The 14,070-nt window shown below is 73.0% G+C and carries 15 protein-coding genes and 1 riboswitch; of the genes, 5 read left to right on the forward strand and 10 right to left on the reverse strand.

Features of this window, described 5'->3' with window-relative positions:
• Position 1: 1 nt before the first annotated feature.
• The 3 genes from QFZ82_RS05120 to QFZ82_RS05130 form a co-directional block, all read right to left on the reverse strand.
• A complete protein-coding gene (locus tag QFZ82_RS05120; protein WP_307711977.1) occupies positions 2-844 on the reverse strand; it encodes a hypothetical protein in 843 nt (280 codons plus the stop codon).
• 46 nt (positions 845-890) lie between these two features.
• Positions 891-1,382 carry a metallophosphoesterase gene (locus tag QFZ82_RS05125; RefSeq protein WP_307711978.1) on the reverse strand — a complete coding sequence of 164 codons (492 nt, stop codon included), beginning with the start codon at positions 1,380-1,382 and terminating at the stop codon, positions 891-893.
• A 130-nt stretch (positions 1,383-1,512) separates the two neighbouring features.
• On the reverse strand, positions 1,513-2,298 hold the full coding sequence (locus QFZ82_RS05130; RefSeq protein ID WP_307711979.1) for a LysM peptidoglycan-binding domain-containing protein: 786 nt from the start codon (positions 2,296-2,298) through the stop codon (positions 1,513-1,515).
• Between the two features lie 4 nt (positions 2,299-2,302).
• Positions 2,303-2,493: riboswitch (cyclic di-AMP (ydaO/yuaA leader) on the reverse strand.
• A gap of 427 nt (positions 2,494-2,920) precedes the next feature.
• On the opposite strand from QFZ82_RS05130, the gene QFZ82_RS05135 reads away from it, so the two are divergent.
• Complete coding sequence (locus tag QFZ82_RS05135; RefSeq protein WP_307711980.1) at positions 2,921-4,102, forward strand: zinc-dependent alcohol dehydrogenase; 1,182 nt, start codon at positions 2,921-2,923, stop codon at positions 4,100-4,102.
• Between the two features lie 55 nt (positions 4,103-4,157).
• Here QFZ82_RS05135 and QFZ82_RS05140 read toward each other — a convergent pair whose 3' ends face one another.
• Together QFZ82_RS05140 and QFZ82_RS05150 are read right to left on the reverse strand one after the other, a co-directional pair.
• The gene (locus QFZ82_RS05140; protein WP_307711981.1) at positions 4,158-4,937 is read right to left on the reverse strand and encodes an Fpg/Nei family DNA glycosylase; all 780 of its coding nucleotides are present in this window, start codon (positions 4,935-4,937) and stop codon (positions 4,158-4,160) included.
• A gap of 478 nt (positions 4,938-5,415) precedes the next feature.
• Positions 5,416-6,120 carry a pyridoxamine 5'-phosphate oxidase family protein gene (locus tag QFZ82_RS05150; RefSeq protein ID WP_307711982.1) on the reverse strand — a complete coding sequence of 235 codons (705 nt, stop codon included), beginning with the start codon at positions 6,118-6,120 and terminating at the stop codon, positions 5,416-5,418.
• A 197-nt stretch (positions 6,121-6,317) separates the two neighbouring features.
• Here QFZ82_RS05150 and QFZ82_RS05155 point away from each other — a divergent pair, with 197 nt between their 5' ends.
• The gene (locus QFZ82_RS05155) at positions 6,318-6,923 is read left to right on the forward strand and encodes a CBS domain-containing protein (protein ID WP_177151237.1); all 606 of its coding nucleotides are present in this window, start codon (positions 6,318-6,320) and stop codon (positions 6,921-6,923) included.
• Between the two features lie 61 nt (positions 6,924-6,984).
• Here the strand turns inward: QFZ82_RS05155 and QFZ82_RS05160 are convergent, their stop codons facing one another.
• Both QFZ82_RS05160 and QFZ82_RS05165 read right to left on the reverse strand, forming a co-directional pair.
• Complete coding sequence (locus tag QFZ82_RS05160; RefSeq protein ID WP_307711983.1) at positions 6,985-9,399, reverse strand: glycoside hydrolase family 65 protein; 2,415 nt, start codon at positions 9,397-9,399, stop codon at positions 6,985-6,987.
• 2 nt (positions 9,400-9,401) lie between these two features.
• Positions 9,402-10,244, reverse strand: a complete 843-nt coding sequence (locus QFZ82_RS05165) for an HAD family phosphatase (protein ID WP_307711984.1) — start codon at positions 10,242-10,244, stop codon at positions 9,402-9,404.
• Between the two features lie 258 nt (positions 10,245-10,502).
• Here QFZ82_RS05165 and QFZ82_RS05170 point away from each other — a divergent pair, with 258 nt between their 5' ends.
• Entirely contained in the window at positions 10,503-11,357 is an 855-nt protein-coding gene (locus QFZ82_RS05170; protein WP_307711985.1) for a universal stress protein, read from the forward strand.
• Between the two features lie 27 nt (positions 11,358-11,384).
• On the opposite strand, the gene QFZ82_RS05175 is transcribed toward QFZ82_RS05170, so the two are convergent.
• On the reverse strand, positions 11,385-11,681 hold the full coding sequence (locus tag QFZ82_RS05175) for a DUF1876 domain-containing protein (RefSeq protein WP_307711986.1): 297 nt from the start codon (positions 11,679-11,681) through the stop codon (positions 11,385-11,387).
• Between the two features lie 107 nt (positions 11,682-11,788).
• Between QFZ82_RS05175 and QFZ82_RS05180 the strand changes: the two genes are divergently transcribed.
• On the forward strand, positions 11,789-12,580 hold the full coding sequence (locus QFZ82_RS05180; RefSeq protein ID WP_307711988.1) for a transglutaminase domain-containing protein: 792 nt from the start codon (positions 11,789-11,791) through the stop codon (positions 12,578-12,580).
• Positions 12,581-12,722: 142 nt separating this feature from the next.
• Here QFZ82_RS05180 and QFZ82_RS05185 read toward each other — a convergent pair whose 3' ends face one another.
• Positions 12,723-13,022, reverse strand: a complete 300-nt coding sequence (locus tag QFZ82_RS05185; protein ID WP_307711989.1) for a DUF6296 family protein — start codon at positions 13,020-13,022, stop codon at positions 12,723-12,725.
• Between the two features lie 183 nt (positions 13,023-13,205).
• Here QFZ82_RS05185 and QFZ82_RS05190 point away from each other — a divergent pair, with 183 nt between their 5' ends.
• Positions 13,206-13,397 carry a CsbD family protein gene (locus QFZ82_RS05190; RefSeq protein ID WP_307711990.1) on the forward strand — a complete coding sequence of 64 codons (192 nt, stop codon included), beginning with the start codon at positions 13,206-13,208 and terminating at the stop codon, positions 13,395-13,397.
• Between the two features lie 50 nt (positions 13,398-13,447).
• Here the strand turns inward: QFZ82_RS05190 and QFZ82_RS05195 are convergent, their stop codons facing one another.
• On the reverse strand, positions 13,448-13,999 hold the full coding sequence (locus QFZ82_RS05195; protein ID WP_307711991.1) for a tellurite resistance TerB family protein: 552 nt from the start codon (positions 13,997-13,999) through the stop codon (positions 13,448-13,450).
• Positions 14,000-14,070: the final 71 nt, after the last annotated feature.

Raw genomic sequence — 14,070 nt, forward strand, 5'->3', positions numbered from 1 at the left:
GCTACGCGGCCGGAGGCGCCGGTGCGGCGAGGAAGCGGTGCAGTGAGGTCTTCAGCGCGGCGACGAACGCCTCGCGGGTCGCCTCGTCGACAAGGTCCAGGGACAGGTACGGATTGAGGTCCTCGAGCTCGACGAGCAGCAGTCCGACGTCGCGGGTGCGGCAGGCGTCGACGCGCTGGATGCCGTGGTCGACGGTGTTCCAGGCGATGAAGCGCCGGGCGAAGTCGAGGTCGGCCGCGGTGGGTTCGTACGGCTCCAGGTCCCAGCGGCGGGCGGGGTCGGGGGCGTGGAGGGCGTACTGGAAGGTGTCGTCGACGAAGTAGAAGGAGACCTCGTAGAGGAAGTCGACGCGCGGCTGTATCAGCACGTCGCCGCGTACGAGGCCGGGGAGCTGCTCGGCGCCTGCGAAGTGGAGGCCGATGGAGTCGGCGCCGGCCCTGGGCTTGACCGCGTACGCGTCGGAGGCGGGCAGCAGGCCGAGGTCGTCGAGCCGGTCCACCGTGGGGATGACCGGGTACCCGGCCCTGGTGAGGTCCAGCAGGTACTGCTTGCCCGCCATGTCGCCGCGTGCGGTCAGCGGGTTGTAGATCCGGGCGCCGGTCCTTATCGCCTTCTCGCGGAAGGCGTCGTACGCGTCCTGGTAGTGCAGGACGGGCCCGCTGTTGCGCACCACGACGCCGTCGAAGCCGTCCATCAGCGCGGCCGCGTCCGCCGGGTGGGCGAGGGCGAGGTCGAAGTCCTCGCGCAGCCGTGAGGACAGGTGGATGTCCTCGTCGCAGTACCGCCGCCCCTTGGCCGGGTAGGCGAGGTCGGTGACGTACAGCAGGCGGGGCCTGGCGGACACGGGGCGGCTCCTGAGTTCGGTTGACCGCAAAACTACCCGGGTCCGGTCACAGGCGGTGCAGCAGGACCTCGGTCAGCACGCCGTCCGCCGCCCGCGCGGTCATGTACGTGTGGTGGGGCTGTCGCCTGCGGTCGGTCGGGGAGCCGGGGTTGAGGAGCCGCAGGCCGCCGGGGGCCGTGGTGTCCCACGGGATGTGGCTGTGGCCGAAGACCAGCACGTCGAGGTCCGGGAACCTCTCGGCGCAGCGCCGCTCGCGCCCGGCGGCGGGGCCCGTCTCGTGCACCACGCCGAACCGGAGACCGCCGAGCTCCGCGCGGGCCACCTCCGGGAGCCGGGCGCGCAACGCTTCGCCGTCGTTGTTGCCGTACACGGCGAGGAGGCGGGCGGAGCGGTCCTCAAGGAGGTCGAGGGTCGCGGTGTCGACCCAGTCGCCGGCGTGGATCACCACGTCGGCCTCCTCGACACGGGCCATCACCTCGTCGGGCAGGCGGCGGGCGCGGCGGGGCACATGAGTGTCGGAGATCAGCAGCAGTCGCATGCCTCCAACCTTCCCGCTGCCGGCGCCGGGCGGGCACACGGCCGCGCCGGGCGCCGCACTGACGTGATGTCAGAACAGGCGCCCGGCGCGATTCCGTCTGCAATCGAAGCCGCGAATTGCGGGGCTACGGTCAGTACGGGCCGTTCACGTTGTCGATGGAGCCGTACCTGGCGGCGGCGTAGTTGCACGCGGCGGTGATGTTCGCGACCGGGTCGTAGCTGTCGAACGGCGTGCCGGGCACGTGGTAGGCCCGGAACGTGGGGTCGATCACCTGGAGAAGGCCCTTGGAGGGCGTTCCGTTCACCGCGTTGATGTCCCAGTTGTTGATCGCCCGCGGATTTCCGGAGGACTCGCGCATGATGTTCCGGTGGATTCCCTCGTAAGTTCCGGGAATTCCGTGCTTGGCCATGATGTCGAGCGATTCCTTGATCCAGCCGTCGAGATCGTTGGAATACGTCTTGGCCTTGGCGGGCTTCGCGGCCGGGGCCTTCTTCGCCGCCAGGGCGGTGCGGGCCTCGGAGCGGTCGGCGCGGCCGGCGTCGGCGGCGCGGTCCGCAGGCTTGGCCTTGGCGCCGATGGTCAGCTTCAGGCCGGGGCGGATCAGCGCCGGGTCGGCGCCGATGTTCCGGCGGTTGTCGTTGTAGAGCTTCTTCCAGCCGCCGCTGACGGAGTGCTCCTCGGCGATCTTCGACAGGGAGTCGCCCGCGACGACGGTGTACGTCACGGGGGCCTTCTTCGCCGCGGCGGGCGCCGTGACGGCGGTCTTCGCGGTCGCGGCCTGGGCCGGCTGCGCGGCGGCGGTGGTCGCGCCGAACAGCGGCAGGGCGAGCGCGGCGCCGCCCGTGCCCGCGGCGACGAAGCCGCGGATGAGTCGGCCGGACTTCGGACGGCGGTGGTGCTTACCCTTTGCAGGCATGACGCATTCCTCTCCGTCGCCTGCGAGGTGAGCTGTCGGGTTCGGGCTGGAGATGCCCGGTCGCATGGTCGGTGCGACTTCACCCCGAGCCGTTCCGGTTTCCGGATCGGCGGCTTACCTGGGTCCCCCGCTCCTGCCGAACGTGAGTGCGTGGTCGGATTCCCGGACGGCGGCAGGATTCGGCGGTCCATCCGGATTGCGGTGACCGTAAGCGAGAGCAGCCCGGCGGAACAAGCCCTGAATTCACAACCGCAATGCGAGACCGGAGAAAAGAGACGGAAATGACCTTCCTCATTTTCTGTCGGGAACTCAACTTTCCTTCCACGCAAGGCGTCTGCGACGCCTGCCCGACATCCCGGGCATTCCGTCACGTGACCGACGTCACGAAACAGGCAACAAGGAAAAGCAGTCGCACACTTCATACGCAAACGGACATACCGGCAATGAAAGAGAAACGCCCCATACCGGAAAGTCCGACGCTCTATTGAGTGCCAATAGTCCGTTTTCTTCTGTATGTAATGGCATCGCCCGCTTCGGGTACTCGGGCGTGGTGGCCGGACGCGCGGCGCCGCCCGTACGACGGCCGCAGGCCGCCCACCGGAGAGCAACGCGGGAGGACACGATGCGCGCACTGACATGGCAGGGCCGGCGGGACGTCCGGATCGAGACCGTCCCCGATCCCCGCATCACCGAGCCGAAGGATGTGATCGTCCGGGTGACGTCCACCGGCATCTGCGGTTCGGATCTTCACCTCTACGAGGTCCTGGGCCCGTACCTCGATCCCGGCGACATCCTCGGCCACGAGCCCATGGGCGTCGTGGAGGAGACCGGTCCCGAGGTGACGGCCCTCTCGGCCGGCGACCGCGTCGTCGTGCCGTTCAACGTCTCGTGCGGTGAGTGCTTCATGTGCGCCCAGGGCCTCCACTCGCAGTGCGAGACGACCCAGGTGCGGGACCGCGGCATGGGCGCGTCGCTGTTCGGCTACACGAAGCTGTACGGGCAGGTGCCCGGCGGGCAGGCCGAGTACCTGCGGGTGCCCTTCGGCGACACACTGCCGGTCAAGGTGCCCGAGGGGCCGCCGGACGAGCGTTTCGTCTACCTCTCGGACGTGCTGCCGACGGCGTGGCAGGCCGTGGAGTACGCGGACGTACCGCCCGGCGGGTCGCTGACCGTGCTCGGCCTCGGACCGATCGGCGACATGGCCTGCCGCGTGGCCCTGCACCGGGGCGCCGGACTCGTCATCGGCGTCGACCTCGTCCCCGAGCGTCTCGACCGGGCCGAGGCGCGTGGGGTGACGGTCCTCGACCTGCGCGAGCACGACGAGGTCGCCGACGCGGTCCGCGACCTGACGGACGGCCGCGGCTCGGACGCGGTCATCGACGCCGTGGGGATGGAGGCCCACGGCGCACCGGTCGCCAAGGCGGGGCAGTGGGCGACCGGTCTGCTGCCCGGACGCGTGGCCCGGCGCGTCATGGAGCATGTCGGCGTGGACCGGCTGGAGGCGTTCTACACGGCCATCGACGCGGTACGGCGCGGTGGCACGATCTCCCTGGTCGGGGTCTACGGCGGCATGGCGGATCCCGTGCCGATGCTCACCCTGTTCGACAAGCAGATCCAGCTCCGTATGGGGCAGGCCAATGTCCGGCGCTGGGTGGACGACATCCTTCCGCTGCTGACGGACGCCGATCCGCTCGGCGTCGAGGGCTTCGCCACGCACACGTTGCCGCTGGAGAAGGGCCCCGAGGCGTACGCGACGTTCCAGGCCAAGGCCGACGGCATGGTCAAGGCCCTGCTGAAGCCCTAGCGAGGCCGAAGCCCTGGCGACCCGGGCTCCGCGCGGCCGGGTCGCGCCGGGCGGCTCAGCTCTGGCAGGCGGGGCACCACACGGAGCGGCGGCCGCCCGTGCGGCCCGAGCGCAGCGGCCCACGACAGCGCGGGCACACCGGGTCGCGGTCGTCCCGCCGTCCGGTGAGCCAGGTCCGCCGGGGCGGCACGCGCGCGGCCGGGACCGCGGACCGCAGGACCCGGCCCATCGCGGCGTGGACGCGGCGCAGTTCGGCCTCGTCCACATCACGCGCGGGGCGGCCGGGCGCCACCCCGGCGCGCCAGAGGATCTCGTCGCTGAGGAGGTTGCCGAGCCCGGCGAGCACCGACTGGTCCATCAGCACGTTCTTGACGGCGCCCCGCCGCCCGGCGACACGCTCGAGGAACGTGTCCCGGGGCAGGCCGAGAGCGTCGGGCCCCAGGTCGCCGAGGACGTGTCCCACGGCCTCGTCGCTGCCGGCCAGGTGGACGCCCTGGAGCTTGCGTTGGTCGCGGTAGTGCAGCCTGCGGTCGTCGTCGAGCGTGAGCACGATCCGGTCGTGGTCCGCCACGGGGTCGTCGGGCGCTGCTGCCAGCAGCAGCCCCGTCATCCCGAAGTGCCAGACGACGCGGGGTCCGTCGGTGGGTGCGACGAGCCATTTGCCGTGCCTCCAGGGCTCCCCCAGCCGCTGCCCCTCCAGTTCCTTCCGCAGCCGCCGCACGGTCACCCCGCGCAGCACGCCCGGGTCGCGCACGTCGACCCTCCGGATCCGCCGGCCCGTGCCGCAGGAGCGCAGCACCTCGCGGAACCCTTCGACATCCGGCAGCTCGGGCATGTCCTTCTCCCTCATCGGCCGCCCCCTGGACGACGCGCCCCGCGGCATGCGGCGCGACCCCTGCCGGGTACCCGCCGCATGGCCGCCCTCCCAGCGGAGGGCCCGCGGGCCGGGGCGCATCCGGGGTGAACCGGCCACCGCCACGCTCCCCCGCGTCCGTAAACGGGTCTCCCGCGGCCTGCGCACGGGCGGCCTCGGGCGCGGCCGGGCGCTGCTGAGGCGGGGGGCGGGGGCGACAGGCCGCCGGCCTACTGGGAGGGCCGCGCCTGGCACGATGTGAGCGGCGACGAGCTCAACCGGCATCTGCGCCGGCTCGCGGGCCGCCCCTCACCAGCAAGGACTTCCGGACCTGGCACGCCACCGTCCTCGCGGCCGTGGCGCCGGCCGTGGCGGCGCCCGCCGCGAGGACGTCGCAGGCGGCCCGGCGGCGCGCGGCCCCCGTGCCGTGCGGGAGGCGGCCGACCACCCGCGGCCCGCGTCAGCGGAAGTCCCACGGCGCCGGTGCGTCGCGCACGAGGATGCGGCGGCCCGTGACCCGGTCGGGGGCGAGGACGATCCACAGGTCCCGCTCGCCGCCCGCCCACGGCGCGCTGTACGCCTGCCGCTCCAGCTCTTGTACGGCGTCCTGGTCCGTGACCGGCCGTGCCGCGCCGACGATCAGGACACTCCAGCCACGGCTGAACGCCTCGTCGATGTGGTCCACCTCGAAGGCGATCTCCTCGCCCGCCACCTGACCGGGCCGTGCCTCCCGGGAGGTCCGGAAGGCCACCTCGCCTTCGGCGACCAGGTAGTTGACCGGGAGGATGGCGGGCCCGTCCCGGCCCGCGACGGCGATGCGCCCCACCCCGTGCGTACCGAGCAGCGCCCAGCACTCGTCCTCGGCCAGCTCCACCAGTTCGGGCCGGCGCGCGGCGCGCCCCGAGCCGGGCGGCGCGTCCGCGCCGCCTCCGGTCAGGGCGGTGACGGTGGTCTCCAGGGCGTCGGCCAGCCGCAGCAGGAAACCCATGCCCGGGGTCGCGGTCTGCTCCTCCAGGTACTCGATGTACCCGGGCGCGGATCCGGCCCGCAGCGCGACGTCCTCGCGGGACAGGCCGAGCTGCTGCCGGCGGGCGGCCACCCGGCGGCCGATGTCGCCCTTCGACGGCCCCGCGGCCGGGCCTCCCGTCTGCGGTTTCTCGGGCATGGTGGCACCTTCCCAGGTCGGCGTTCCCGGTGCGTCTCGCGCCTCGCGCCCACGGTAGTCAGGCGCCCGGCGGGCCGCACGGCGACGACGCCCGGCGCGCCGCCCCGCCGCGACCGGCCGGGGCGGCTCGGAAATACTGGGGTCGAGGACCTGTACGCAGGTGGAGGTGGAGCCATGACGCCGAGGACCGGTGCGGGATGAGACACCGCTGCGTCGCCGACCTGATGACACCCGAGGCGGTGAGCGTCCAGCGCGGCACCGTCTTCAAGGAGATCGCCCGGCTGCTCGACGAGTTCGGCATCACCGCCGTGCCCGTGATCGACGACGACGGCCGGCCTGTCGGTGTCGTGTCCGAGGCGGATCTGCTGCGCCGGCACACCAGCGGTACCGGCTCCGACACGGCCGAGGGGCTGATGACGAGCCCCGCCGTGGTCGCACGGCCGGAGTGGAGCGCGGTGGAGGCGGCCCGGGTGATGGAGGACCGGCACATCAAGCGGTTGCCGGTGGTGGACGGCTCGGGCCAGTTGATCGGGGTGGTGAGCCGCAGCGACCTCCTCCAGCTGTTCCTGCGGCGGGACCGGGCCATCCAGGAGGAGATCGTGGAGGACGTCCTCGGCGGCACGCTGGGCGTGTCCCCGGCGGCCGTCACCGTCCAGGTCGACGAGGGCCGGGTGACGCTCAGCGGGACGCTGGACCGCAAGAGCCTGGTGCGCGTGGTCGTTCGCCTGTGCCAGAGCGTCGACGGCGTCGTGGACGTGGTGGACCGCCTCTCCTTCGCGGACGACGACACGCGCGCGACGTGAGCCGGCCTGATGCAAAAGACCTGCCTGATCCAAAAGACCGGCCTGATCCAGAAGAGAGGACCTAGTCGACCGGGAACGGCAGCACGCAGGACGTGCCCGGCTCCACCGACACCGTGCGGTCGGTGAGGCGTACGTCGATCGGGGACTCGTCCGAGTCCGGTACACCGATCTCCAGTTCCCCCGGCCGCATGCGCACGCGCACGCCCCAGTGCCCGTGGTAGCGGATGGAGAAGCCGTAGTCGGGGAGTTCCGGCGAGTGGACGGGGTCGAACCAGAGCGCCCCGCTGCGGGTCTCCATCCCGGTCAGGCCGCGCTGCACGAGGTCGAGCGTGCCGGCCATGGCGCCCAGGTGCACGCCCTCCTCGGTGGTGCCGCCGTGCAGATCGGCGATGTCGCCCTCCAGCGCCTCGCGGCAGTACTCCCATGCGTCCTGCCGCCGCACCCGGGCGAGGACCCAGCCGTGGACCAGGCCGCTCAGGGTCGAGCCGTGGCTGGTGCGCTCCAGGTAGTAGTCCACGGTCCGGTGCCAGGTGTCGTCGTCGAGGCCGTAGCCGAGGCGCCGGAAGAGACCGCGCAGTTCGGCGGGCGAGAACAGATAGCCGAGCATGAGGACGTCGGCCTGCTTGGACGCCTTGTAGCGGTTCACGGTGTCGCCCTCGGCCTCCAGGACGCGGTCGAGACGGCGGATGTCCCCGTGGCGTGCGCGCAGTCCGGCCCAGTCGAGTTCCGTGAGGTCGCCGTAGCCGTGGAACTGGCTGATGACACCGTCGTGGAAGGGCACGTACAGCCGCCGCGAGACCTCGTCCCAGTGCTCCAGCTCCGACTCGTCGAGCAGGGTGCGCTCGCTCAGTTCGCGGCGGCGGGGCGCGGGCAGTTCCCGGATGACGTCGAGTGCGCGGGCGAGCACCCAGGCGGCGGTGACGTTGGTGTACGCGTTGTCGTCGAGGCCCGGCAGCTTCGATCCCGGGTACGCGTCGTGGTACTCGTCGGGTCCGACGACCCCGCGGATGCGGTAGCGCTCCCTGTCCTCGTCGTACGTGGCGCAGTGGGCCCAGAAGCGGGCGATCTGCGTCAGCATCTCCGCGCCCTTGGTGTGCAGGAACTCCGCGTCTCCGCTCGCCTCGCAGTACTGCCAGACGTTGTACGCGATGGCCGACCCCACGTGGTGCTGGAGCCGGGAGTGGTCGGGCAGCCAGCGCCCCGAGCGCGGGTTGAGATGCAGCTCCTGCGTCTCCTCGCGGCCGTCGCTGCCGCTCTGCCACGGGTACATGGCCCCGATGTGCCCGATGTCGCGGGCCAGCCGCAGTGCCGCCTCCAGGCGGCGGTGGCGGTACATGAGCAGCGCCCGGGACACCTCGGGGAAGTGCAGGTTCAGATAGGGCAGGACGAACAGCTCGTCCCAGAAGATGTGCCCGCGGTACGCCTCGCCGTGCAGCCCGCGGGCCGGTACGCCGACGTCGAGGTCGGCGGTGTGCGGCGAGAGGGTCTGCAGGACGTGGAAAAGATGCAGGCGCAGGATGCGCCCGGCCTCCCCCGGCACGTCGAGTTCGCCCCTGCCCCACAACTGCCGCCAGGCGGTGCGGTGGGACTCCAGAAGGGCGTCGAATCCAAAGGCGCGGTCGACGCGGTCGACGGCGGCGTGCAGAGGGTCGCTGATCGCCGCGTCCCGGGAGGTGTGCAGGGCGACGGTCTTGTCGACGGTCCGGGTGCGGCCGTCTTCGAGGAACAGCCGCATCAGCTGCACGGCACGCAGCGGTTCGTGGGCCGTGCGCAGCCGCTCCGCGTCCGCCCGCCGCGGGTCCCCGGGCTCGTCGGCGGTGGTGCGGGCCGCCATGCCGATGCGGATGTCGGAGGTGGTGGTGCGGCAGCGCAGCCACACCGCCTCCCGGTCGCCGTCCCCCGCGTTGACATGGACGAGGTGGCTGCCGTTGAGCTCGCGGTAGCGGGCGACGCCGCTGTTGGTCACGGAGCCGTCCAGCGCGGCCTCGACCTCGATGTCCCCGGACCAGCCCTCGGCGGTGAACTGGGTGCGCAGCACGGCGAGATGCGGGTCGCCCATGTGGACGAACCGCAGCTGGCGCACCGCCAGTACGCGTCCGTCGCCCGCCGCGTACCGCAGGCTGCGTTCGAGCGTCCCGGAGTACAGGTCGAGCCGCTGGCGGTGTTCGCGCAGGGCAGGGCTGTCGGGGTGGAACCAGGGTGCGTCGCCGCTCGAGGTGTGCATGCGGAAGCGCAGCGGCAGCCAGTTGGGCAGGTTGACCATGTCCTCGTTGACGACCTGGCGCCCGGCGACGGTGGAGGTCAGCCGGTTGTAGCAGCCGGCCGCGTAGGTGCCGGGGTAGTGCACGACGTCGGCGACGCATTCGGGGGCGGCGCCGCGGGTGGCGAAGTAGCCGTTGCCGAGTGTGCACAGGGCCTCCCGCAGTCGCTCCCGGCCGGGGGCGTAGCCCTCGTACGTCCAGATCCACTCGGGCATCGTCAGTCCTCGGGGGTGGCGGGGAGCAGGTCGGCGAGGTCACGGACGACGAGGTCGGCGCCGTGTTCCAGCAGCGCGGCCCCCGTTCCGGGGCCGGCGGTGCGGTCGACACCGACGACCAGGGCGAAGCCGCCGCGCCGGCCCGCCTCCACACCGGCGAGCGCGTCCTCGACGACGGCGCACCGGCCGGGCGGCACGCCGAGCCTGCGCGCCGCCTCCAGGAAGAGAGCGGGGTCGGGTTTGCCGGGCAGCCGCAGCCGGGCGGCCTCCTGCCCGTCCACGAGGACGTCGAAGTACGGCAGGACGCCGGCGCGGGTGAGCAGTTCGCGGGCGTGGCGGGACGCGGACACGGCGGCGAGCGGCACGGCCCGGGAGCGCAGCTCGGTCAGGAGCCGTACGGTCCCCGGAAAGGCGTCGACGCCCTGCTGCCGCAGCCGTTCGGTGAACAGCCGTTCCTTGTACGCGGCGACTTCGCCCACGGTGCCGGTGCCCGGCGGGTCGTCGGGACTGCCCGGCGGCAGGCGCATGCCGCGGGAGCCGAGGAACGCGGCGGCCCCGTCCAGGCGGGACCTGCCGTCCACATGGCGCAGATAGTCGTCGCGGACGTCGAAGGGGCGCCGGTCCTGCGGGGCGTCCGGCGGATGCTCCTTCAGGCAGGCGTCGAAGGCGGTCTTCCAGGCGGCCGCGTGGAGGCGGGCGGAATCGGTGACGACGCCGTCGGTGTCGAGGACGACGGCCGCGGCGTCGCGCCAGAACCGACGGGTGCCGGGGGCCGTCCACGAGGCGCCCCGTCCGGCCGGACCCTGGGCGCGGTCCGGCCGCCCGGCGCCCTTGTCCACGGTCATGGCGTCCCTCCCTGTCGTTCCCCCTGCGGCACCGCTGCGTGCGGCGGCCCCGTCCCCGCCGCCGGGCGGCGGAGGGGGACGTGCCATGCGTTCGGGCGGGCGGGTACCCCGTCCCGCGCCCGCCGAACGGCGTTCCCGCGCCCGGCCGCGCGTCCCGGCAGCGGGCCCGGGCGTACGCGCGCGGGCGCATGCCGCCGGGCGCCGTCGAGCGGGACGCTGGAAAGTGGCCGCAGGAGCGATCCGAAGGAGGAACGGACCATGACGCATGTGACCGTCGGCCTGGACAACTCGCCCGAGAGTCTCGCGGCGGCCCACTGGGCGGCCCGGGACGCGCGGCTGCGCGGCGCGGACCTGCTCCTGGTGCATGTGGAGGAGTGGCCGCTGCCGGTGGCCGTGGCCATGCCCACGATCACCCACGACGACCACCGCAGCTGGGCGGACAGGCTGCTGGAGAGCGCCGCCGGGGAACTGCGGCGCACCCACGCCGGGCTCCGGATCTCCACGCGCCGGGTGTCGGGGCGGCCTCCCGCCGCACTCGCCCTCGAGGCCGCCGACGCCGAGCTGCTGGTGCTCGGCTCGCGGGGACTGGGCACGGTGATGGGGGCCCTGATGGGCTCTGTCGGTCTGGCGACCATCGGGGCCACGCGGACGCCGGTGGTCGTCGTGCGGGCCGAGGGCAACGTCGGCGGGCACGACCGGAACAAGGACGTCGTGGTCGGAGTGGATCTCCACCGGCCGGCCGATCCGGTGCTCTCCTTCGCCTTCGGCGAGGCGGCGCGGCGCGGGTGCGCGCTGCGGGCCGTCCACGGCTGGAAGCTGCCGCTCGTGGTCGGGCACTCGGCCGACGCCCGGGCCCAGGGCGCGCGCGAGGCGGCCGCGGCACTGGGCGCCGCACTGCTGCCGCGGCGCCGGGAGCATCCCTCGGTGGAGGTGGTGGAGCGGTCCGTGATGGGCTCCGCCGCCGGGGTGCTGGTGGACGAGGCCGCCGACGCGGGGCTGGTGGTCGTCGGGCGCCATGTCCGCCACGCTCCCCTGGCTCCGCACATCGGCCATGTCGCGCACGCCGCCATGCACCACTGCACGGCGCCGGTGGCCGTCGTCGCCCACGAATGATCCCGGCGCCCGGTGAGCGCGAGCGGCTCACGGAGTCGTGTAGGGCCAGCCGTATCCGGCCCCCGGCGGGCTGCCGTCGCCGGCTCCGACCGCTTCGAGGTCCCGGTCGGCGGCCTTCATCAGCTGCCGTGTGAGGCTGTGCATCGCGCGGGCGGCCGCCAGCTCGTCGCCGATCTCGGGTACGTCCACGTCCTGCGGGTTGCGGTGGGCCGTGCCGTGACCGGTGATCGTGTCGGTGCCGGTGTCCAGCACGGCCTGGGCCCTGGTCGTGCCGTCCTCCTCGACGAGGACGATCGCGACCTTCCACTCCAGCGTCCTTGCCATGGCGCACTCTCCCGCCCTGTCGGAGGTCCTGCTTCCAGCATCCGTCCCGGCCCGCTCTTCGGCGACCGGCTGCGGGGCCCGGAACCGGCGGGGGCACAATGGCCACCATGACGAGTGCGATACTGCGGCCGCGGAAGCGGGTCCGTACTGCCACGCCCGACGGGAGGACCGCGGACGGGAGCACCCAGCCGACGCGGATCCTGGACTGGCGCCATCCGCGGGTCGGCGAGCTGCTCGGCAGCCTCGGCTCCACTGCGGGCCGCGACGTGTCCGCCGGCGATCGGCTGGCGGCCCTGCGCCGTGCACACCGCAGGATCGCCGCGACCGTCCGGCCGGTCTACTCCGTGCAGGACGAACGCCCCGTGTCGGAGGTGCTGCGGCGCGGGCGCGGGTCGTGCAGCCAGCGGCTCGCGGTCCTCGAATCGGTCGCGCGGGCCGGTGGTGTCGCCACCCGCGTCCGCGGCCTGGTCGTGGACGGGGCGCTGTGGTACCCGCGCTTTCCCCGGATGCGCCGGTTCGTCCCGGACCAGGTGCTGCTGGCGTGGCCCGAATTCCGCATCGGGCCGGCCGAGGAGGCGGACGGCGGGTGGCTTGCCGTCTCCGAACTCTTCGGCGGGCTCGACGAGTTGAGCGGGCACCCCGGCGGCGGCTTCACCAACGCGGGCCCGGAGACCCTGTTCGAGGCACTGTCCCGTACGGCGATCGACTGGGACGGGCACACGGTCTGCCCGGCGGACGCAGCGGCCTGCGACCTGTCCGGGCATGTCGTCGCGGACCTGGGCCGTTTCGACTCGCGCGACGACCTCTTCGACGTCCACGGCCAGACGCTGTGCCGCACGGCACGCCTGGTGGCCGAGCCGGTGATGGGCCTCCGCTCGGCGGGGGCGTCGGCCGGCTGATCGAGGCCGGGCGTGCTCCGCGCCGGCCGCGGTCCGGGCGAGGCCCCGGGGCCCGGCGGGCGCTCCCCGCAGGCCGCCGTCCCCTCTCCGGGCGCAGTCCGGCGGGCCGGGACCGGCCCGGCCCGCCGCAGTGCGAACGAATTCAGGCCGCCGCCGGCTGACCCCTGCGGCCGCCGTCCGGAGCCTCCGGTGGGGGGACCGCCCGGTCCGGGGACGGGACGCGGGCCACCACCGGGAAGTGGTACGTCTGGTGTCCGCCGCTGGCCAGCATCCGCACCTCGCCCCGGTCGCTGATCTCCGCGCGCACGATGCCGGTGTCGTCCTCGTAGACGGGGTAGCCGCCCGCGCCCGTCCGCTCGGTACGACGGACCACGACGACGTCGTCCTCCACGGCGGGCGCCTGGAACACGAGCTCATAGGTTTCAGGACTGTTGTTGTTCATGAATGCCACCGCCTTCTTCCATCGTGGCCCGCGCGCTCGCCCGGCGCCTCCCGGGACGGCGTACCGGCGCGGCCACTGCGATGACCTGCCGCTGCGCATGCATGTCGTCGAGAATCGGGGTACCCGCAGGGTGTGATTTCACTCGGCCGCGGACGTGCGGCCGCCTGCACACGGGAGCACACCATGGCGAAGAACAAGGGCAGGGGCGACAGGCTGAAGGGCAAGGCCAAGGAAACGGTGGGCAAGGCCACCGGCAACGAGCGGATGGAGGCCGAGGGCCGCACCGACCAGGCGAAGGGCCACGCCAAGAAGGCCGTCGGCGACGCCAAGGACAGGGCACGCGGCGTAGGCGAATCCCTGCGGGACGAATCCTGACCCAGCGGCTCCGCCGCCGTCCCTGCTCCGGGACGGCGGCGGAGCCTCGCTCACAGACCGAACTCGGTGGGTGACAGACCGAGGACGGAGCACGCCTCGCGCAGCATCTGCTCCTCTGCGGGTGCCACGTATCCGTCCGCGCCGGCGACGACGAAACCGGTCTGGACGACGGCGCGGGCCTCCGCCGGCTTCTTCGCCGCCTTGGCGACCTCCTGCAGGGCCTCTCCCTTCCCCTGCGCAAAGTTGAAGGCCAGCTGGTCGACGTGCTTGTTGAACCGCTGGCGCAGCTGCTCCGGCGGGAAGTTCTGCAGGACGTCGTTGCTCAGGATCAGCGATTCGACGTGCTGCCTCTCGGCCGGGTCGACGTGGCCGTCGGCGGCGGCGACGAGGGCGCACATCGCCATGCTCGCATCCCGGTACGCGCCGCTCTTCAACTCCGTCTTCAACGAGGTGAGCTGCGACTTCAGCGTGCTCACCAGCTGAGCCCGGGAGCCGCCCGAGGAGCCCGGTCCCGGCCTGCCGTGTCCGCCTGCGCCCCGCACGCCCTGGGACTGCTGCTGCAGGCCCTTGGCCTGGTCCTTGATCCGATCCCACATTGCCACTGGTGCACCTCGGCTTCCGCCTGTGTCGTTCCGGTCCGTACTCGGCGCGTACCCGCGCGTCACCATGGCAA

This window comes from Streptomyces sp. V4I23 (genome assembly GCF_030817975.1).
Taxonomy (GTDB): Bacteria; Actinomycetota; Actinomycetes; order Streptomycetales; family Streptomycetaceae; genus Streptomyces.